Annotated in this window: 23 protein-coding genes; 14 read left to right on the top strand and 9 right to left on the bottom strand. The window is 35.3% G+C overall.

Going from position 1 to position 20406, the window contains the following annotated elements; all coding sequences use genetic code 11:
• Positions 1 to 187 precede the first annotated feature (187 nt).
• The 11 genes from RYK20_RS06325 to RYK20_RS06275 all read left to right on the top strand — a co-directional run bounded on the left by RYK20_RS06325 (position 188) and on the right by RYK20_RS06275 (position 8735).
• Positions 188 to 709, top strand: coding sequence for a shikimate kinase (locus RYK20_RS06325; RefSeq protein WP_314894817.1), 522 nt, complete (start codon positions 188 to 190; stop codon positions 707 to 709).
• Positions 710 to 778: 69 nt separating this feature from the next.
• Entirely contained in the window at positions 779 to 1828 is a 1050-nt protein-coding gene (gene queA, locus RYK20_RS06320; protein ID WP_297980777.1) for a tRNA preQ1(34) S-adenosylmethionine ribosyltransferase-isomerase QueA, read from the top strand.
• Between the two features lie 16 nt (positions 1829 to 1844).
• Entirely contained in the window at positions 1845 to 2339 is a 495-nt protein-coding gene (locus RYK20_RS06315; RefSeq protein WP_314894816.1) for a thioredoxin family protein, read from the top strand.
• Positions 2340 to 2425: 86 nt separating this feature from the next.
• Entirely contained in the window at positions 2426 to 2923 is a 498-nt protein-coding gene (tpx, locus tag RYK20_RS06310; protein ID WP_311457088.1) for a thiol peroxidase, read from the top strand.
• A 128-nt stretch (positions 2924 to 3051) separates the two neighbouring features.
• The gene (gene tyrS, locus RYK20_RS06305) at positions 3052 to 4350 is read left to right on the top strand and encodes a tyrosine--tRNA ligase (protein WP_311457087.1); all 1299 of its coding nucleotides are present in this window, start codon (positions 3052 to 3054) and stop codon (positions 4348 to 4350) included.
• A 29-nt stretch (positions 4351 to 4379) separates the two neighbouring features.
• A complete protein-coding gene (locus RYK20_RS06300; RefSeq protein ID WP_314894815.1) occupies positions 4380 to 5153 on the top strand; it encodes a threonine/serine exporter ThrE family protein in 774 nt (257 codons plus the stop codon).
• The gene (locus tag RYK20_RS06295) at positions 5140 to 5718 is read left to right on the top strand and encodes a threonine/serine exporter family protein (protein WP_297980767.1); all 579 of its coding nucleotides are present in this window, start codon (positions 5140 to 5142) and stop codon (positions 5716 to 5718) included. The genes RYK20_RS06300 and RYK20_RS06295 overlap by 14 nt, the downstream gene beginning before the upstream one ends.
• A 107-nt stretch (positions 5719 to 5825) precedes the next feature.
• Complete coding sequence (locus tag RYK20_RS06290) at positions 5826 to 6227, top strand: DUF3127 domain-containing protein (protein WP_314894814.1); 402 nt, start codon at positions 5826 to 5828, stop codon at positions 6225 to 6227.
• Positions 6228 to 6269: 42 nt separating this feature from the next.
• The gene (locus RYK20_RS06285) at positions 6270 to 7469 is read left to right on the top strand and encodes an acetate/propionate family kinase (protein WP_297980762.1); all 1200 of its coding nucleotides are present in this window, start codon (positions 6270 to 6272) and stop codon (positions 7467 to 7469) included.
• 20 nt (positions 7470 to 7489) lie between these two features.
• A complete protein-coding gene (locus RYK20_RS06280) occupies positions 7490 to 8014 on the top strand; it encodes a DUF4878 domain-containing protein (protein WP_297980760.1) in 525 nt (174 codons plus the stop codon).
• Positions 8015 to 8060: 46 nt separating this feature from the next.
• Positions 8061 to 8735, top strand: a complete 675-nt coding sequence (locus tag RYK20_RS06275) for a YiiX/YebB-like N1pC/P60 family cysteine hydrolase (RefSeq protein WP_314894813.1) — start codon at positions 8061 to 8063, stop codon at positions 8733 to 8735.
• Positions 8736 to 8765: 30 nt separating this feature from the next.
• On the opposite strand, the gene RYK20_RS06270 is transcribed toward RYK20_RS06275, so the two are convergent.
• Positions 8766 to 9413 carry a hypothetical protein gene (locus tag RYK20_RS06270; RefSeq protein ID WP_297980756.1) on the bottom strand — a complete coding sequence of 216 codons (648 nt, stop codon included), beginning with the start codon at positions 9411 to 9413 and terminating at the stop codon, positions 8766 to 8768.
• 187 nt (positions 9414 to 9600) lie between these two features.
• Between RYK20_RS06270 and rseP the strand changes: the two genes are divergently transcribed.
• Positions 9601 to 10917, top strand: coding sequence for an RIP metalloprotease RseP (gene rseP / locus RYK20_RS06265; protein WP_314894812.1), 1317 nt, complete (start codon positions 9601 to 9603; stop codon positions 10915 to 10917).
• Here rseP and RYK20_RS06260 read toward each other — a convergent pair.
• From RYK20_RS06260 to RYK20_RS06225, 8 genes are all read right to left on the bottom strand, one after another.
• Positions 10901 to 11746, bottom strand: coding sequence for a DUF6427 family protein (locus RYK20_RS06260; protein WP_369011043.1), 846 nt, complete (start codon positions 11744 to 11746; stop codon positions 10901 to 10903). The two genes, rseP and RYK20_RS06260, sit on opposite strands and share 17 nt — an antisense overlap.
• Positions 11747 to 11837: 91 nt before the next feature.
• Positions 11838 to 12266 carry a hypothetical protein gene (locus tag RYK20_RS06255; RefSeq protein ID WP_314894810.1) on the bottom strand — a complete coding sequence of 143 codons (429 nt, stop codon included), beginning with the start codon at positions 12264 to 12266 and terminating at the stop codon, positions 11838 to 11840.
• A 7-nt stretch (positions 12267 to 12273) separates the two neighbouring features.
• Positions 12274 to 12825, bottom strand: coding sequence for a gliding motility lipoprotein GldD (gene gldD / locus RYK20_RS06250; RefSeq protein ID WP_314603555.1), 552 nt, complete (start codon positions 12823 to 12825; stop codon positions 12274 to 12276).
• On the bottom strand, positions 12825 to 14126 hold the full coding sequence (gene gldE / locus RYK20_RS06245; RefSeq protein WP_314894809.1) for a gliding motility-associated protein GldE: 1302 nt from the start codon (positions 14124 to 14126) through the stop codon (positions 12825 to 12827). Before gldE ends, gldD begins: the two co-directional genes overlap by 1 nt.
• A 65-nt stretch (positions 14127 to 14191) precedes the next feature.
• Complete coding sequence (locus RYK20_RS06240; RefSeq protein ID WP_314894808.1) at positions 14192 to 14584, bottom strand: single-stranded DNA-binding protein; 393 nt, start codon at positions 14582 to 14584, stop codon at positions 14192 to 14194.
• A gap of 12 nt (positions 14585 to 14596) precedes the next feature.
• Positions 14597 to 15640 (bottom strand): A/G-specific adenine glycosylase, encoded by a 1044-nt coding sequence (mutY, locus tag RYK20_RS06235; protein WP_314894807.1) that lies wholly within the window; start codon positions 15638 to 15640, stop codon positions 14597 to 14599.
• An 11-nt stretch (positions 15641 to 15651) separates the two neighbouring features.
• Entirely contained in the window at positions 15652 to 16302 is a 651-nt protein-coding gene (locus RYK20_RS06230) for a phosphatidylserine decarboxylase family protein (protein ID WP_314894806.1), read from the bottom strand.
• A gap of 44 nt (positions 16303 to 16346) precedes the next feature.
• A complete protein-coding gene (locus RYK20_RS06225) occupies positions 16347 to 16700 on the bottom strand; it encodes an SPOR domain-containing protein (RefSeq protein ID WP_297980736.1) in 354 nt (117 codons plus the stop codon).
• Between the two features lie 114 nt (positions 16701 to 16814).
• Between RYK20_RS06225 and RYK20_RS06220 the strand changes: the two genes are divergently transcribed.
• Both RYK20_RS06220 and yidC read left to right on the top strand, forming a co-directional pair.
• Entirely contained in the window at positions 16815 to 18431 is a 1617-nt protein-coding gene (locus RYK20_RS06220) for a CTP synthase (protein ID WP_297980734.1), read from the top strand.
• Between the two features lie 76 nt (positions 18432 to 18507).
• Complete coding sequence (yidC, locus tag RYK20_RS06215; RefSeq protein ID WP_314894805.1) at positions 18508 to 20361, top strand: membrane protein insertase YidC; 1854 nt, start codon at positions 18508 to 18510, stop codon at positions 20359 to 20361.
• Positions 20362 to 20406: the final 45 nt, after the last annotated feature.

Below are 20406 nucleotides of genomic sequence, written 5' to 3'. Positions count from 1 at the left end.
CCAGGACCCCAACATTAAAAGTGTTGTGCTCTACCAACTGAGCTACCAAGTCCTTAATTTTTGTATTCTGAGAAAGAATTTATTGCGGGTGCAAAATTACGGATTTTTTTTAGATATACAAGCAAAAATTCATTATTTTTGCATTTTATTTTTATCATTATTACAACTACTTATATTACAATTATTTATGAATAAAAAAATTATTCTCTTAGGATATATGGGAAGCGGAAAATCCACTATTGGAAAGCTTCTAGCAACTACACTAGCTCTTCCTTTTATCGATTTAGATCTCTTTATCGAAGAAAAAGAAGGCTTCCCCCTTTCCATTCTCTTTAAAGAAAAAGGAGAAATCTACTTCCGGCGAAAAGAACAGTTCTACCTACAAGAACTCTTATCCTCCCCTACTTCCTTTGTTCTTTCTTTAGGAGGAGGAACTCCTTGCTATGGAAATGCTATGGAACTCCTTAGGCAAGCTACTCCTTACCTTTTTTATTTACAAGTACCTACTAAAGAACTCATTATAAGGCTTTTGCCTGAAAAATCACAACGTCCCCTTATTGCCCATTTAGAAGATGAATCCCTTGAAGAATTCATCTATAAACACCTCTTTGAGCGTATTCCTTTTTACTCTCAAGCTCATTTTACAATCCCTTGTATAGGGCTTTCTCAGGGAGAGATTCTCGAAAAAATCATATCAGTTGTAAAATAATTCAAAAAAAACTTGACAAAGCCCCCTAAAATATCGTACCTTTGCGCATTGAACTCTATCTAAAAACAGATGAAACTATCTAGCTTTAATTTTAACCTTCCCAAGGAACTATTGGCTGAATATCCTAGTGAGAATCGCGATGAAGCTCGCCTGATGGTGGTAGACCGCAAGACAGGAAAAATAGAACACCGTCTATTCAAGGATGTCATTGATTATTTTGATGACGGAGATGTATTTGTTCTCAATAATACAAAAGTATTCCCTGCTCGCTTGTATGGACATAAAGAAAAAACCAATGCCAAAATAGAAGTTTTCCTCCTAAGAGAACTTAATAAGGAACAACGCTTATGGGATGTTTTGGTAGATCCTGCTAGGAAAATACGTATCGGCAACAAGCTTTTCTTTGACCCTGATGAAGAATTAGTTGCAGAAGTAATTGATAACACAACCTCTCGTGGGCGTACTCTTCGATTTCTTTTTGATGGCTCTTATGAAGGTTTCCGTAATAAGCTCTTAGAGCTGGGACACACCCCTCTACCTAAGTATATTTCTCGTCCTGTAGAACCTGAGGATGAAGAGCGATACCAAACAATCTATGCTAAATATGAAGGAGCTGTGGCTGCTCCCACTGCAGGATTACACTTCTCAAAACATCTAATGAAACGCCTTGAGATAAAAGGAATTAACTTTGCAGAACTCACACTACACATTGGACTGGGAACTTTTAACCCCGTGGAAGTGGAAGATCTCTCTAAGCACAAAATGGAAAGTGAAGAGATTATGATTCCTCAAGAGGCTTGTTCTGTTGTGAATAAAGCTAAGGAAGGAGGCAAACGTGTGTGTGCCGTAGGAACAACAGTGATGCGGGCTATGGAAAGCTCCGTTTCCTCTCATAATACCTTAAATCCATTTGTAGGATGGACAAATAAATTCATCTTCCCTCCTTATGATTTCGGAGTTGCTAACGCAATGATTACCAATTTCCATACTCCCAAATCAACTCTATTGATGATGGTTTCAGCCTTTGGTGGACACGATCTCATTATGGAAGCTTATGAAGAGGCTGTAAAGGAAAAATACAAATTCTATTCCTATGGAGATGCTATGCTAATTCTCTAAAAACATCACCTTTTCTATGAAAAAATACTTGCTTATAGCACTAATTATCTGTGGGAATTTGGTTGCTTTTTCTCAAAGTAGTTCAGAACAAATTGCTCAGGAGAAAGCTACACTTCCTAAGCCTTATCACCCTGAGGAAGATGGGCTGGCTCGTATAGAAGAACTCATACTCCAAGCAAAAAAGGATAATAAAAAAATTCTTATCCAAATCGGAGGAAATTGGTGTGTATGGTGCTTGCGCTTCAATCACTTAGTTACAACTGATCCTGAACTGAAAGCTATTTTAGAGAAAAAATATCTTTATTATCATCTGAATTATTCTCCTGAAAATAAGAACGAAAAGGCTTTTGCCAAATATGGAAACCCTGGAGAAAAATATGGCTATCCTGCTTTCCTTGTTCTTGACAAAAAGGGATATCTTTTGGCTACAAGAAAAACAGAAAATATGGAAGCTACCAATGGATATGATAAGGATAAAGTAAAAAAGTTCCTACAAGGAAGGCTTAAATAAAAATATTTAACAAATATTTAAAATAAAAAGAAACTCTATTTCATCAATATTTTCTATATTTGCAAAATCTATAATAAATAATTTTTATGGCTAAAATAACCTTTCATAATGAACCAGCAACTACCAAGGGAGAGTTGCCAGCAGTAGGAAGTCAAGCGATTAATTTCACTGCTGTAGGAAGTGATCTAAAAGAAAAATCTCTTAGCAACTATAAGGGACATCGTGTAGTACTTAGTATATTCCCAAGTGTGGATACAGGAGTATGCGCTGCCTCTGTTAGAAAATTCAACCAAGAGGCGTCTTCTCTTAATAACACTAAGGTAGTATGTATATCCAAGGATTTACCTTTTGCTATTGGTCGCTTTTGTGGAGCTGAAGGAATCCAGAATGTAGAAGTACTTTCTGATTTCAGAGGAGATTTCTCTAACAAATACCCTCTTGAACTTTTGGATTCTCCTCTTAAGGGGCTACTCTCTAGAGCTATCATTGTCCTAGATGAAAATCAAAAAGTAATCTACACTGAGCAGGTTCCAGAAACTACAGATGAACCTAATTATCAGGCTGTATTAGAACTTCTAAAGTAATTTGATAGAAGACTATCCAGAAAATATTTGGATAGTCTTTTTTCTACAATGTTTTATTTTTCCTTAAAAACTTGCCTCTTAATCTAAAAAAAATCGTATCTTTGCCTTTTATTTAAAGATGCTTTTTGATGAAAAATTTTGTAGAAGAACTACGTTGGCGTGGTATGATTCAGGACATAATGCCTGAGACGGAAGAACACCTTATGGAAGGACTTCGTGCCGCTTATGTGGGGATAGACCCTACTGCGGACTCTCTGCATATAGGACACTTAGTGGGGGTGATGATGCTTCGCCACTTCCAAAACTGTGGTCACAAGCCTTATGCTCTTGTAGGAGGAGCTACAGGGATGATAGGTGACCCCTCTGGTAAATCCGTAGAAAGAAACTTACTTACAGAAGAAACTTTAGCTCACAACATAGCTGGCATCAAAAAACAATTAGCAAAATTTCTTGACTTTGAAAGTACAGATCCCAATCGCGCCGAACTAGTGAACAACTATGACTGGATGAAAGACTTTTCTTTCCTCTCTTTTATCCGTGATATTGGCAAGCATATTACAGTGAATTATATGATGGCAAAAGATTCTGTAAAAAAACGCTTTGACCCTAATGAGAATACAGATGGTATGTCATTTACAGAATTCTCTTACCAGCTTCTACAAGGCTATGATTTTCTACATCTGTACCAAGAGAAAAACTTGACCTTACAAATGGGAGGCTCCGACCAATGGGGAAATATCACCACTGGAACAGAGCTCATCCGCCGTATTGCTGGAGGAAAAGCTTATGCGCTTACCTGCCCACTAATTACCAAAGCCGACGGAACAAAATTCGGCAAATCCGAAGGAGGAAATGTATGGCTTGACCCAGAGAAAACTTCACCTTACAAATTCTATCAATATTGGATTAACACCTCTGATACAGATGCTGAGCGATATATTAAAATATTCACAATGCTTCCTAAAGAAGAAATCCAAAGTCTTACAGAAGAACATCATAAAGCTCCTCATCTAAGAATTTTACAATCCAAATTGGCACAAGAGCTAACCCTACTAGTACACGGGGCTGAAGAACTTAGTAAAGCTGAACAAGCTTCTCAAATCCTTTTTGGCAACTCTACTGCTGAGGATTTAAGGAAGCTAGATGCTCAGACTTTCCTCGAGGTATTTGACGGAGTTCCTCAAGCTGAAATTTCTTTAGGTGACCTCAAAGCTGGCATAGATATGATTGGCGCCCTTTCTGCCAAAACTGGTTTTATCAAAAGTAATTCCGAAGCTCGCCGCGCCTTAGGAGAGAACTCAATTGCTGTAAATAAAGATAAGGTAGCTGAAGGATATGTCCTTACTGAAAAAGACCTGATAAATCAACGATTTATCCTCTTACAACGTGGAAAGAAAAACTATTTTCTTATTACAATAACAGACTAGAGAATCATTCCAAAAGATTTTAATAGTATATGAAAGAGATAGAACGTGTAGCACTACTCTTATCTGAAGTGAATTTTATCTTAATCACAGGAGGAGCTAATACCCGTAGAGTTCTTAGAAATGTAAACCGAATTGCAGGAGCTCTAAACTATCATTGTGAGGTATTTTACTCTTTTTCGGCTATTATTCTCACTGTGTATAATAACACTACTGGAGAAAAAGAAACTATTGTAAAAAGCATTCCTCATCACGGAGTGAACTTTAATGCAATTTCGGATATTAGTATTCTCTCTTGGCGAGTATTGGAAAAGAAACTCCGTATTGATGCCATTGAACGAGAGCTAGCTTATATAAAGAAAAAACCTCATTATAATATGTATTTTATGTGGTTTTTTGTTTCCCTAGCAGGAGGTTCATTAGCCTATATCTTTGGAGGAGACCATCATAATAGTTATATTGAATTTGGAATCTCTTTTCTAGCAACACTCACCGGATTATTAGGAAGAAGGCTTCTACAATTAAGAAAGTTTAATGTCTTTATCTGTTGGGCTTGGGCTGCTTTTGTATCGGTATCTGTAGTGAATATTTTTCGGACATTTGGAGTAGAAGAGTATAAGAATGCTCTGGCTGCTTGTGTGTTATGGCTTATCCCTGGAGTTCCTCTGATTAATGGCTTCATTGATTCCCTTACGGGATATATAGTTTCAGGAGTGGCTAAGCTTTTTTATGCAATGCTTCTTATTTTTATGATTTCTATTGGCTTCTATCTTTCTTTATTTGTTTTTGGGTATGAACTTCTTTGATACTTTTTGGGAATTATCTGAGCGTATATTCTGGTCTATGTGGGTTTCAGTGGGTTTTGCCATCTTGTTCAACACCCCCAGAAGAGCCTTATGGGCTACAGCTTTATTGGGAGCTGTAGGCTGGAGTACAAAATTTATACTAATCAAAACTATAATCCCTGACCAAGTAGTTATCTCTTCCTTTGTCGGAGCTTGCTTGGTAGGTTTTTTAGGAATGTATTTTGCTCATAGGGTACACACGCCTCCTATGGTTTTTACCATTCCTGCTGTCATCAATATGATTCCAGGTAAGTCTGGCTATGAATTTATGATGGGGCTTATTAAAATTGTTACTATTACCCATGAGCACGATCAAACCCTAGAAACCATCTTTGAGACTATCAAACTCGCTTTACAAATGGGATTCATCACCTTAGGATTAGCCTTTGGGGTAATTGCTCCAGTTCTCTTACTGAATACTTACTCTGTAAAGGATAAAGACCTGAATAAGTTCATCGCAAAGAAACTTAAGCGGATTTATAAACGTGAGAGAAAAGAAGAAAAACATTCTTCTGTGAGTGTATAAAATTATTTTTTCAGAAAACAGAAGTTTATTCCATTTTTTTTAGTAGCTTTGTAGCTGTTTTCTTTAATCTCTCAATCAATATTTGACTTATTAATAATACTTAATTTATGGATCTACAAGGACGCATAAAAGTCATTACTCCTATCCAAAGTTTTGGTGCTAATGGCTTTCAGAAAAGAGAAGTGGTTATTGTTACTGAAGAACAATATCCCCAAACCATTTCTTTTGAATTTCATCAAGGAAATTGTGAATTATTGAACAATTTCCAAGTTGGACAAATCGTAAAAATTACTTTTGATATCCGTGGTCGTGAATGGACAAATCCTCAAGGTGAAGTAAAATATTTTAATTCCTTAGTAGGCTGGCGTATTGTAAGTGCTGAGGTAGCTCCTGCCCAACCCTCAATAGCTCCTGTTCCTCCTCCTATGGCTCCCATCACACCTGGTAGTAACTTCACTCCTCAACCTCAAGGGACAGGAGACGATCTAGAAGATGACCTTCCTTTCTAGAAAAATGATAATATACTTAAAACTAATTGATATATACAAAATATGAAAATACTTATTATTAATGGCGGTAGCTCTTCTTTCAAATATCAATTGATTGAAATGGATACCGAATCGGTACTTGCAAAAGGATTAGCTGAACGCATTGGGCTAGAACCTAGTAAAATCACACACGAATACTGGGAGAATGGAGAAAAGCACAAAATAAGCAAGGAAATACACTTTCCTAACCACGAGGCTGCTTTCAAGGTGATCGCTGAATATCTTACTGATAGTGAGATAGGGGTTATCAAATCTACCAAAGAAGTAAAATATATCGGGCACAGAGTGGTTCACGGAGGTAAATTCACGGCTCCAGAACGTGTAACTCCTGAAGTTATTGAGGAACTTCGTAAAGTGATTCCTTTAGCTCCTTTGCATAATCCAGCTAGTATTATCGGGATTGAAGCTGCTCAAAAAATATTCACTGAAGGAACTGAGAACTTCGTTATCTTTGATACTGCTTTCCACCAAACAATGCCAGAGAAAGCTTTCCGTTATGCAATTCCTAACCACTATTATACAGAAGATAAAATCCGAGTATATGGTTTCCATGGTATCAGCCACAAATATGTAGATGCACGTACTCGTCGTCATTTCAATGAGCCTCATATGAAAAATATTACTCTTCACTTAGGAAATGGAGCTAGTATGGCGGCAGTAAATGAGGACGGGCACTGTATAGATACCTCTATGGGATTTGGTCCTGGTGATGGGCTTATTATGGGTACCCGTGCAGGAAATATTGATAGTACTGTTATCTTCTTCCTAGGAGAAAAGGGACACTCTACACAAGAGATCTCAAAAATTGTCAATAGTGAAAGTGGTATGAAAGGACTTATTGGTAGTCCTGATGCTCGTGATCTAGAAAAACTCGTAAATGAAAACGATGCCAATGGAAAGCTCTGTTTGGATATGTATGCTTACCGTATTAAGAAATTCATTGGAGCTTATATGGTAGCCTTAGGAGGGGTAGATTCTCTTATCTTTACGGCTGGAGTTGGAGAAAATTCTCCTATGATTCGTAAGGCTATCTGTGAAGGATTAGAACATTTTGGAATCAAGATAGACCCTCTTAAGAATGAACAGCTTAATCATCCTAGCGACATCGTAGAGATTCAAGCTAATGATAGCAAAGTAAAAATTGTAATTGTAGCTACGAATGAAGAAATCCAGATAGCTCGTGATATATTGTCCCTTGTATAACTTTTAACATACTAATTAAAATGAAGAAAATCCTTTTCACCTTTTTCCTATTAGGAAGCTTATTATTAGTTTCTTGTTCTCAAAATACGCCCAAAGCAGTAGCTGAAAAATTCTTAAAAGCTCTTAATGCAGAGAACTACAAAGAAGCTCAAAAATATTGTGATGCCCCAACAGGCAAGCTTCTCAATATGCTCGAAGAACTTTCAAATGAGGCAAAAAAAGAAGCCCCTGAAAAGCAAAAGAAAGCTAAGAAAGTTCCTTTCACCATCACCAAAGTCGATGAAAATGGAGACAAGGCAAAAGTATTCTATACTATAAAAACAGAAGATGGGCAAGAGAGAGAAGATAACATTGAGCTTAAGAAAATAGACGGAAAATGGTTAGTTTCTATCAATAAAGAACAAGGAAAAGAGAACGGTATGCAAATGCCTGAGGACGGACACGACCATATGCACGATCACGGAGATGGAGATGAGCATATCCTACCAGAGGAAGATATTCACACCTCACAGGATTCCACCTCTATTGCTCCAGAAGCTAACTAAGCTATTAATTTTTCTATCAAATTATAATTATTTTAGAAATCCCAGAATGAAACGAAAATTAAAATTTATTTTCCTTTATTTTGGGATTTTTTTATTTACCCTTTGGGGAGCTTTTCAGTTATTCTTCTGGATAGATACACAAGAGGAGAAGAAACAAGTAATCAAAGATACAAATTTGGAAAGATTAAGCCCTTCCCAAGAGAAACTTTTACAAGAAGGAGATATTATTTTACGAAGAGGATACGGTTTTTTCAGTGATATCATAGCCCAAAGGCTAAATGATGATACATTTGATGTAACTCATTCAGGAATTCTCTATCGTAAGAATAACCAATGGTGGGTAATCCATTCTCTTTCCTCCGATGTAAGCCCTATAGATGGTATGCAGGAACAGCCCCTCGGAACTTTCCTAAAATATTCCACCCCTAAAAAAATTCTCATTGTACGCCCTAAGCAGATAACACCTACAGAAGGAAAAAAAGTTGTAAAAAAGGCTCTTTATTATTTACACCAAAAGATTCCCTTTGATCATATAGGAACCATTGATGATCCTTCTGCTCTTTATTGTAGTGAGCTCATTTATCAGATATTGGATAACGATCTACATCTCATTTCCTTTCCCTCTGAAAAAAAAGAAAGAAAAGATACTTTCTATACAATGAAAACCCTCTATGACCCTTCTTTTTTTGAAATCATTGTAAATACCTATCCTGAAAAATAAAAAAGCTATCCAAAAGGATAGCTTTTAATTTTATTTGTATCTTTCTAATTCTATTTCTAAGTTTTTCAAGTCTGATTGAGCTTCTATAAGTTTTGACTTAGTTTTAAGTAGCTTAGTACGTAATTTGAGTTCTTTCTCTGCGCTAAGCTTACCGCTTGCTGATTCCGTTTGAATTTTTAGATTTTCCTTATCATAAGCAGCTTGAGCCTTATTTAATTTCATTTTAGCCTTAGCTATTTTATCTTGTATTTTCAAAGCTTTTTCAGCTCGTTTTTGAGCTTCTTTTTGAGCTTTTTCTTGTTCTTTTAGCTGCTTTTCTTTTAATTTCTGTTCTTTTTCAGCTTGTTTTTGAGCTTTCTTTTGAAGTTTTTCAGCTTCTTTTTGCTGTCTTTCAGCCTCTTTTTGCTGTCTTTCTTTAAGTTTTAATTCTTTTTCAGCTAATTTTTGAGCTTTAGCCTCTCTCTCAGCTTCTTCTTTTTGAGCTTTAGCTTCTTTTTCTGCAGCTATTTTTTGAGCTTCTAGTTCTTTTCTTTCTTGTTCTACTTTGGCTTTAACCTCTTCTATTTTTTGCTCATTACTTATTGTTTCTACTCTTAAAGTATCAGTAGCCTTTACCTCTACTTGAGCTGAGGCCAAAGATGTTACAAATAAAGATAATAAAATTCCTGTCTTCTTCATATAACAATATTTTAAATTCGGGTGCAAATGTATCTTTATTTTTGGATAATACAAAATATTTTTTTTGTTGTTAAGAATAAAATAATATTTTTAACTTTCTTATTTTATATAAACAGAAACAATTAACAGTATTTTTTGCCATATATATAAGATAAAAAAGTAATTTTGCAAATTAAAATTTCAAGTAATGGATACATTTTTGATTAAGGCAGGACAACTCATCCTGAGCTTATCTTTCTTAGTGATACTACACGAATTAGGACATTTTATTCCCGCAAAATTATTTAAAACGAGAGTAGAGAAATTTTTTCTTTTTTTTGATGTCAAGTTTGCTCTTTTCAAGAAAAAAATAGGAGAAACTGTATATGGTATTGGATGGCTTCCTTTGGGAGGATACGTGAAGATTGCAGGAATGATTGATGAGAGTATGGATAAGGAACAAATGGCAAAACCTGCACAGCCTTGGGAATTCAGAAGCAAACCTGCTTGGCAACGCCTTATTATAATGATTGGGGGAGTTACTGTGAATCTTATTTTAGGATTCATTATTTATTCAATGATCTTTTTTGTATGGGGAAAAGATGAATTCCGCCCAACTGATGTCCCTAACGGATATGAAGTAAGTGAAACGATGAAGTCTTATGGATTTTCCAATGGAGATATTCCCTTGAAAGTCAATGGAAAAGAACTAGAAAACACTTTTTCTATCAACCAAATGATTCTTGTCCGTAAGGTAAATGAGGTTACTGTACAGAAATCCAATGGAGAAATCCAGACAATTCACCTACCTGATAGCATTGGGATGCAGGTATTTCGCAATGGGGAAAAAGTACCTTTCCTTAAGCGTAGAACTCCTCAGATAGACACCGTGGTAGAAGGCTCTCCTGCTCAGAAAATGGGGCTGGAAAAAGGTGATATCATCATAAGTGTTAATGGAAATAAGCTCACCTTTTTTGACCAGCTAAAAGAGAATCTTATTGAAGGGGAAAACACACTTGAAATCCTCAGAAACGGACAAAATAAGGAAATCAAAATTACTCCTGAGAAAGGAATTCTTGGTGTTGCTTCAGCTCATTTTTACGATACCAAGAGCACTCATATTGATTATTCTTTTATAGAATCTATTGGGAAGGGGATCCATTTTGGCTATTGGACTCTTCGTGATTATGTAACTCAATTCAAATATATTTTTACCAAGCAAGGAGCCACTCAAGTAGGAGGTGTAATGGCTATGGGTAACCTCTTTGAGGCTCAGTGGGACTGGTTACGTTTTTGGGAAATTACAGCTTTACTCTCCATTATATTAGCTTTTATGAATATCTTGCCTATTCCAGCCCTTGATGGTGGTCATATTGTTTTTCTACTCTATGAGATGATTACAGGAAAGAAACCTAATGAGAAAGTCCTAGAATATGCCCAAATTATAGGTATTGTTATTCTATTCTCACTTCTTATATTTGCCAACGGAAATGATATCTATCGTTGGATCACTGGGGGAAGATAAGTTCTCTGAAAAATACTCCTAGAAAAGAGAAAAGGATTGAGGCTATTATAAAAATTCCTAAAAAAAATTCTCTTATCCAGAATCGTCTGATTCTGGTAACTATTATCATCAAAGAAAGTGCAGCAGGAAGGGTCAAATAGATCATTGCTACTGCACTTTTTTCATTACAAAGTAGCCCTAATACACCTGTAAGCACTATCAAAGAGAAAAATCTTGATAAATAATGCTTATAAAACTTACCTATAACCCAAAAAGTAAGAAATATATTTATCAAAAGAACACCTAAAATAGGTATATACTTATATTGTAAGAAAGAAGAAGGTGAAAAATCAGGATAATACTGGAAATAAGAAAGAAATAATGTTTCTTCACCTATCAGTATTCCTATCGCTGAGACTATAATTACAACAATAATAAAAGCTACTATAGGAATAAAAAAGTTCTGAGAACGCCTATGAGAATAGATAAGAATATATACCCAAAGCAAAAGCAATATAAGACAAGCTGGTAAGAAAAACAAACCTGCAATAAGGGCTAATAAAGAAGTATCAAGAAAAATAAAACGAGGTTCTATTGTATTATGTAGCTGAAGTATCTTATAAAATATAAATAATACAATTGTATTGGCTATAAATTGTGTACTCTCCTTATATATTTCTGGAAAAAAAGAGATTAAAAAGACCCAAAAGAAGATAACAAAGAGATTTCCCTCATTAAGTTGATTTTCTCTATGAATTAGAGATATTGTAGATATATTCACCAAAAGAAGAAAACACATCAATATAGTTCCCGCAAGAGTAATCCCATCAAAAGGAAGTTCAAATATCACAAATCGGTAAAAGAATATTTGAAACACACCTATTATATAGAGAATAAATAAATGTGTATTCTTGGTCGTGTTTAAGAAATTATAAAGCATCTTAATTAGAGATTGTTAGCATATTACCATTAACCACTACCTGATAGTTAAGTAAAGGATAGGGAGAAGAACCATTCAAGGGCTGTCCATTTGATAGATGATACAGCTGATTATTACAGGGGCAACGTACCGTAAAGTTATCCTTAAGCTCCATTTGGCTACATTCTGAAAGTGGTTGAGAAGGACAAGCTCGTTCCCAAGCAAGATAGTTTCCAAAAATATGACTAACCACTATTCCCCTGAGCCCCACATCATCTATCACAATAGAAGTATTATCCTGAGTAAGTTTTATATACTGAGGCAATCTCAAATTAATTCGCTTAGTGAATTTTGCCTCTTGCAAAAAAGGATTCCTCTGAATGTTTTCTTTCTGACAAGCCATAAATGACCAGAAAATTAGAAGAAACAACAAGTATTTATTAAGTTTCATTTTATTCTTATTTCCAGTGAGTAGTTTCCATAAGCCTACGAATATCTTTTTTCAGATAAATAGCCGCTGGATAGATAGAATCATAATTCGGACGTACTCTAAAATAAATAGAGCCTGTAACAAAATGCTTTATACTATCCGTTATATAGAATTGTGACTGAGAAGCTGCATTTCCATCCACCTCATAGAACATCCCATATACTTTTTCTTTTTCATTAATATAGGGTTGCTCTACAATGTTAGTTGCCTTGATTGTATGTTCGTAAGTGAGCTTCTGAGCATCCTTAAGTAAATCAGTAAGATTATTCTTAACAGGCATATAAGTTATATAGATTGTTGCTTTCATTGAAGGATAATCTAGGTTAAGATTACAATGGGCTCCCTCACTTACTAATGCATACTTATTTTTCTCAAAAGCAAAAGAACAATTCCCTTGTAATGTATCATAAGAAGGAGAGGCATATTCTAATCGAAGAAAAGCCTTAGGTTTAGGCTGACTTTCTGATTGACAAGCCACTATCAATATAGATATTAAGAAGAAAAATAAAAATCTATACATTATTTAACTGTAATTTTTAGTTGTTTTATCCGTTTTTTATCTATATCTTCTATAGAAAATGTGTATTTATCAAAAGGAATCAATTGATTTTTCTCTGGAAATGCCTCTATAAGTTCAAGTAAGAAGCCTGCTATTGTCTCGCTCTCACCTCGTACTTTTTCAAAGCTCTCTTGACCTTCTTCACTTACATTCAATACTCTATAAAAATCCTTTAAAGAGGTTTTCCCTTCAAAAAGAAATGTTTTTTCATCTATTTTTGTATAAAAAGTATCTTCTGCATCATATTCATCACTTATTTCCCCCACAATTTCCTCAATGATATCCTCTAAAGTGACTATTCCTAAAGTTCCACCATATTCATCCACCACTACAGCCAGATGTATTTTCTTTTGTTGAAATTCTGCTAATAAATCATCTAATTTTTTATTTTCAGGAACGAAAAGAGCCTTTCTTTTAATAGGTTTCCAATCAAAGTTCTCTTCTTTATTAAGATAAGGAAGCAAGTCCTTAGCATAGATAATTCCTGTTATTTTATCTATACTTCCTTGATAAACAGGAATTCTCGAATAACCATTTTCCTCAATAAAGCGGAGTACTTCGTGATAATTCATCTCTTCATTAATTGCCGAGATATCTATACGAGGCTTCATTACAGCACGTATATCTGTATTTCCAAAAGAAACTATCCCTGAGAGAATTTTATGTTCTTCCTGTGTAGTATCTGTATCAGAGGTAAGCTCCAAGGCTTGTGAAAGTTGTCCCACCGAAATAGAGGAGCTTTTGTGTAGTTTCTTATTAAGAAAATTTGTAAATATTGTCATTGGAATACTCAGAGATGAAAGAACTCCTCCTAGAAATCTAATAATAGGAGCAACCTTACTTGCGAATAAAATATTATTACGATTCGCATAGATTTTAGGAAGAATTTCTCCACAGAGTAAAATAACAAAAGTAAGTATCCCTACTTCAAAGACTGCTCTAAGCCAATCAGGCATTCCTTTAAAGAAAAAATCACCTAAAGGAGCAAAAACTAAGACAATTGATATATTCACTAAATTATTAGCAATAAGAATAGTGGCTAACAATTTTTGAGGATTTTTCAATAATTGTGAAATAATCTCCAATGAAGAATTATTTTTCTGCTCCTCTGCTTCCAAATCAGTTGGAGAAAGAGAGAAAAGAGCTACTTCTGCTCCAGAAATTAAAGCCGAACAGCCTAAAAGAAAAATAAAAACAAGTGCTCTTATGAGCAAGTTTGCAACTTCTGAGGATAATAGTTGCCTTATCGAGTCAATATCCAAAATTCAAAAATTAGTTATACAAATTATAGAATACTTCTCCTAACAGAAATATTTCTATTCATTATTTAGAACGGAGGCTCCTCTTGAGTAGGGGTTGCAGGAGGTATTTCTTCTGAAGATTTTTTAGGTGTAAGGAAATTCACATCAGAAACCACCACTTCTGTAATATACCGAACTTGTCCATCCTGTGCTTGGTACTGACGCGTACGTAACCTTCCTTCTACATAAAGTAAATCCCCTTTTTTGACATACTTTGCTACATTTTCAGCCAATTTATTATTGAAAACCAAATTATGCCATTGAGTAATCTCTACTCTCTGTTGGGTATTTCTATCTGTGTAAGAATCATCAGTAGCCAAAGAAACCTGCCCTACACAACTTTCTTTTTCAAAATAGGTAAGCTTTACATCATTTCCTAAACGACCTATAAGCATTACTTTATTAAGGGTTCCATTCATTATTAAATATATTTATAGTATTATATTTTTTAAAAACTTAGCTATCAGAATAGGTAAAGGATACCTTTCTACTTCACTGATAGGCAATGAATTATCCATTTTATTTTCTATATAAATAAGCCAAAAAGTTGCATAAATATGCTGATGAGTAAGCTTGTGAACAAATGTTTTTGTATGTTTTTCTAGCTTTATTATATGAGAATATGTATGAGATATTCTTTCTATAACTTCTTGGTCTTCAACATTTTCACAGAATTCAAGCAAAGGGAACTCATATAATCCTTGCCATATATCCTTTTGTATTCTTTTAGTGATAATTGTTTGATTATCAGAATCAATCAGAATACAGTAATGAAAATACCTTTGTTTAATCTTTATTTTAGGAAGCTTTATGGGAAGTATAGTTACTTTATTTTCCGTATAAGCCAAGCACTTAGTATTCATTATACATTCTTGACAATTAGGAGCTTGAGGCTTACACTGTATGGCTCCAAAATCCATCAGTGCTTGGTTATACTCACCTGCTCGCTTTTTATCTAATAAAGCTAGTGCCAGCTCTTTAAAGTACTTCACGCCTTGGGTAGTATTAATTGGAATTTCTATACCAAATATCCGGCTTAGCACCCTATATACATTCCCATCTACAGAAGCTTTAGGCTCATCAAAACAAATAGAAGCTATAGTACTTGCTGTATAATCTCCCACTCCCTTAAGCTTAATAATTTCCTGATAAGTAGTAGGGAAGTTTCCACCTAGTTCATCTAGAATATATTTAGCAGCTAAGTGAAGATTCTTCGCTCGTGAATAATAGCCCAGCCCTTGCCATAACTTAAGTACTTTTTCTTCAGGAGCTTCTGCTAAATCCTTTATGGTAGGAAAATTTTCAACAAAACTCAAGTAATAAGGTAACCCTTGTACTATCCGTGTTTGTTGTAAAATCACTTCGGAAAGCCACACATAATAGGGATTCTTGATTCCTCTCCAAGGTAACTCTCGCTTATGAGAAGCATACCAAGAAAGCAATAGTTCGGAAAATTCAGTACCTGTTTCTTTCATCTTAGGCTTTCCTAGATCTCGGCTATAACATCTACCCCTCCCTTGACTTTCTGACCTAAAGTTACTTTGACTTCTGCTTTCAGTGGTAAATAAATATCTACACGTGAGCCAAACTTGATAAATCCAGCGTCTGCTCCTTGTTTGGCTACTTCTCCCTCTTTAGCATAATTGACTATACGCTTAGCCAAAGCTCCAGCTATCTGCCTATACATAACCTTACCAAAGGTCTCATTTTCAACCACTACCGTTGTTCTTTCGTTCTCCTCTGAGGCTTTAGGATGCCAAGCTACCAAATACTTACCTGGGTGATATTTACTATAAACAACCTTTCCACTGATAGGGTAACGGGTCACGTGTACATTAAGAGGAGACATAAATACAGAAACCATCCTCACCTTATCATTAAAATATTCATTTTCAAACACTTCCTCTATCACCACCACTTTACCATCTACTGAAGAAATAATATGATTGGGATTAATAGGCGTGTTACGCTTAGGATTTCTAAAGAACTGTAATACCAGCACTAAGAATCCTAAAACAATTAATAGTAAAGTAACCCGTAACCATTCTATACTTACTGTATAATCTACCAATAAAAATAATAATACAGTAATAATAACACTTACAAAGATAATCTTTGCACCTTCTTTATGAAACATAATTGTATATGATTAATAATTGTTTGTTTTTCCGTAAAATTTGATTAATAAGGAGCTATTACAAAGGCTGCAGGATAATCATTTTTAATCTTTGTTAAAGCCTTTTCTGCTTCCAAACGAGTACGAAATGTCCCTATTCTCACTTTATAATTAGGAGTTTCAAATATAAGAGAACAAGGATAACTGAACTTAGAAGAGGCTTTCCGTATCTGTTCGTTTGCATCGGATAAGGTACCGTTATGAATCTGTATTTGATAGGTTTTTTCCTGTTGTCCAAACTCTTTTTTTACCTCCATAAGGTCTTTTATCTGCTGACTTTGATTGATTTTCATCTGCTGGCTATAGAGGTAATTACTCCCAAATAATGTTATAAATGATAGAAAAAATAATCTTTTCATTCTCTTGTTTTTTTAGGGGCAAATGTACGACTTTTTTTAAATAAAATACCTATAGAAAGTAATTGTTTTATTCACAAAATATACTTACTTTTGCCCTATGTTTTCAATCTTAATATGAAGAGTACTAAATATATTTTTGTAACAGGGGGAGTTACTTCTTCTCTTGGTAAAGGAATCATTGCTGCTTCCTTAGCTAAACTCCTGCAAACCAGAGGATATAAGGTTACTATCCAGAAACTTGATCCTTATATTAATATTGACCCTGGTACCCTAAACCCTTACGAACATGGCGAATGTTATGTCACTGAAGATGGAGCTGAAACAGATTTAGACTTGGGTCATTACGAACGTTTTCTTAACGTATACACTTCTCAAGCCAATAACGTTACCACTGGACGCATCTATCAAAGTGTTATAGAAAAGGAACGCCGTGGTGAATTTCTTGGAAAAACTGTTCAGGTAATTCCACATATCACTAATGAAATTAAAGACCGTATTCAGCTCTTAGGAAAAAAAGGTGATTATGATATTGTTATCACTGAAATAGGTGGTACTGTGGGAGATATAGAATCCCTCCCCTATATAGAAGCCGTTCGGCAATTACAATGGGAATTGGGTGATGATAATGCGATGGTAATACACCTGACCCTTATTCCTTACTTAGCTGCTGCTGGAGAACTCAAAACAAAACCCACCCAACACAGTGTAAAAGCTCTTATGGAGAGTGGGCTTAAGGCTGATGTTCTTGTATGTCGTACCGATAGAGATCTCCCTGATGATCTTAGGCAGAAGCTCGCTCTATTCTGTAATGTAAAGAAAGAAGCTGTTATTCAATCTATTGATGTTCCTACTATATATGATGTCCCTAACCTTATGTTACTAGAAGGGTTAGATAGTGTGGTCCTTAAGAAGTTAGCTCTCTCAGAAAGTACAGCTCCTGACCTGAGCCAATGGAATACATTCCTACAACGTCATAAGAACCCCAAGCATCGAGTTCGTATTGGGCTTGTCGGAAAGTATGTGGAACTCCCTGATGCTTATAAGTCTATCCTTGAAGCCTTTATCCATGCTGGAGCAGCTAATGAAGTGAAGGTCGATATTACTATGATTCATTCTGAATATCTTGAAGAAAATAATATTCAAGAGAAATTCAATGGTTTAGACGGAGTCCTTGTAGCTCCAGGGTTTGGAGAACGCGGTATAGAGGGGAAAATAAAAGCTGTTCAGTATGTAAGAGAACAGAATATTCCTTTCCTAGGTATCTGCTTAGGAATGCAAATGGCTGTGATAGAATTTGCTCGACACGTAGCTGGCTTCGAAAATGCCAATACAGCAGAGGTAAATCCCAATGCACTCTATAAGGTTATTGACCTTATGGAAGAACAGAAACATATCACTCAAAAAGGAGGTACTATGCGACTTGGAGCGTGGGATTGTTCTCTTTCAAAAGATAGCAAAATCTATCAGGTATATGGAGAAGAACACATCAGCGAACGCCACAGGCACCGTTACGAATTTAATAATGAATACAAGAAGCCTTTAGAGGAATCTGGGCTACTCTGTACAGGAATTAACCCTAACACAGGCTTAGTAGAAGTCATAGAGTTACCTGAACATCGTTGGTTTATAGGAGTTCAGTATCATCCAGAGTATAAGAGTACTGTAGCTCGCCCTCATCCTCTTTTTGTTGCTTTCGTTCAAGCTGCTCTAAAGTACAAACTTGAAAAATAATCTTGTTGGATAGTTTGAAAATTGTTTGTACCTTTGCCTTATAATTAAAAATTAAATCATATTTATAAAAAAGTCTATGGAAGAAAGACGTACGAATCTCACCTCTCTTATAGGAATGGTGGTAATGTTTGTGATTCTTATGTATTTTATGTATAATAATCAATCTACCTCTACTCCTACTACCTCTACAGAGACTAAAACCTTTGTAGAAAACAAGGATTCCTCCGCAGAACAACCCTTAACCTCTCTCCCTACAGATTCTTTAGGACTCAATAAGTATAAAGAACAATTAGGAGCTTTTGGCTATGCCGCTACCCTACCTTCTGCTAAAGAAGGAGCTTATACTGAAATGGAAAACGAACTCATTAAAGTACAAGTAAGCAACAAAGGAGGGTATATTAGCTATTTATTAATCAAAAATCAGAAAACTTATAACGGAAAGCCTGTTGAGCTTATCAAAGATAATAATGCTTCTTTTTCCTTGAAGATTGCCACCAATGATCATCGCACATTAGAAACAAAAGACCTATATTTTGAGCCAACTCTTTCTGGAAATACCCTTTCTATGAAGCTCAAAGTATCGGCTACAGAATACCTTGAATATCTATATACACTTCGTCCCGATGAATATTTTTTAGATTTCCAGATTCGTAGTGTAGGACTTAGCAAAACTCTTAATACAGGAGATGCCCCTATCCTTTCTTGGAAGCTCAAAGCCCGCCGTATGGAAAAAAGTGTTACCTATGAGGACAGATATACCTTAGCTGTAGCACAATATGAAAATAATGATGATAAAAGTATTGGCGGAAGCGGTGTAGAGACCAAAACACTGAATAAAGTACAATGGGTAGATTTCAAGCAACACTTATTTAGTTCTTTTCTCATTAGTGACAAGCCTTTTTCTGAAGGAAATTTCAGGGTTGAAAACTTGGCTACTTCTGAAGGTGAAAATGTACAGAACACGAAAGACTTTTCCGTTTCTTTTCCTATTACCTATATCTCTGGAGAAATTAACGAATCTCTTCACTTCTATTATGGACCTTCTGATTATCATTTACTTAAAAAATATGATAAAGAATATGGGCTTACCAAGGCTATTCCTCTAGGTTGGGGTATTTTTGGTTGGATTAACAAATGGTTTGTAATTCCTGTATTCGATTTATTAAGTAATTTTATGACTGTAGGTTTAGCCATTATTGTATTGACCATTATTGTACGTATTCTACTTTCTCCTATCCAATATAAATCGTATCTTTCTCAAGCTAAAATGAAAGTACTTCGCCCTGAAATAGAGGAAATTAACAACAAATACAAAGGTCAAGAAAACGCAATGAAGCGCCAACAAGAAACAATGGCTTTGTATAGTAAAGCTGGGGTAAATCCTCTTAGTGGTTGTATTCCTGCGCTTTTACAAATGCCTGTTTTCTTTGCTTTATTCAGCTTCTTCCCAACAGCCTTTGTACTTCGTCAAAAATCTTTTCTATGGGCTACAGATTTATCTTCTTATGACTCTATCGCCCACCTTCCCTTTAGTATTCCTTTCTATGGTAATCACGTGAGCTTATTCCCTATATTAGCCTCTATAACCATGCTAATCTATATGCTAATGACTACAGGGCAAATGCAACAACCTCAACAAGAAGGAATGCCTAATATGAAGTTTATGATGTACATCTCCCCTATTATGATGCTATTTTTCTTCAATAATTATGCAAGTGGGCTGAGCTTATATTACTTTATCTCCAACCTGATTACTATCTTTATAATGCTAGCTATCAAATATTGGATTATTGATGAAAAACGTATTCACGCCAAGATACAGGAGAACAAACAAAAACCTCGAAAAGAAAGCAAATTTCAAAGAAAAATGCGTGAAATGATGGAGCAAGCAGAAGCCCAACGTAATGCTGCTCAAAATAAGAAAAAATAAAAGTTCCAAAGGTTGGTAATCAGAGAGATGCTGATTGCCAACCTT

This window comes from uncultured Capnocytophaga sp., assembly GCF_963525585.1.
GTDB lineage: Bacteria > Bacteroidota > Bacteroidia > Flavobacteriales > Flavobacteriaceae > Capnocytophaga.
Note: the sequence above shows the minus strand (reverse complement) of the source record. Positions and strands in the feature narration are given on the sequence as shown.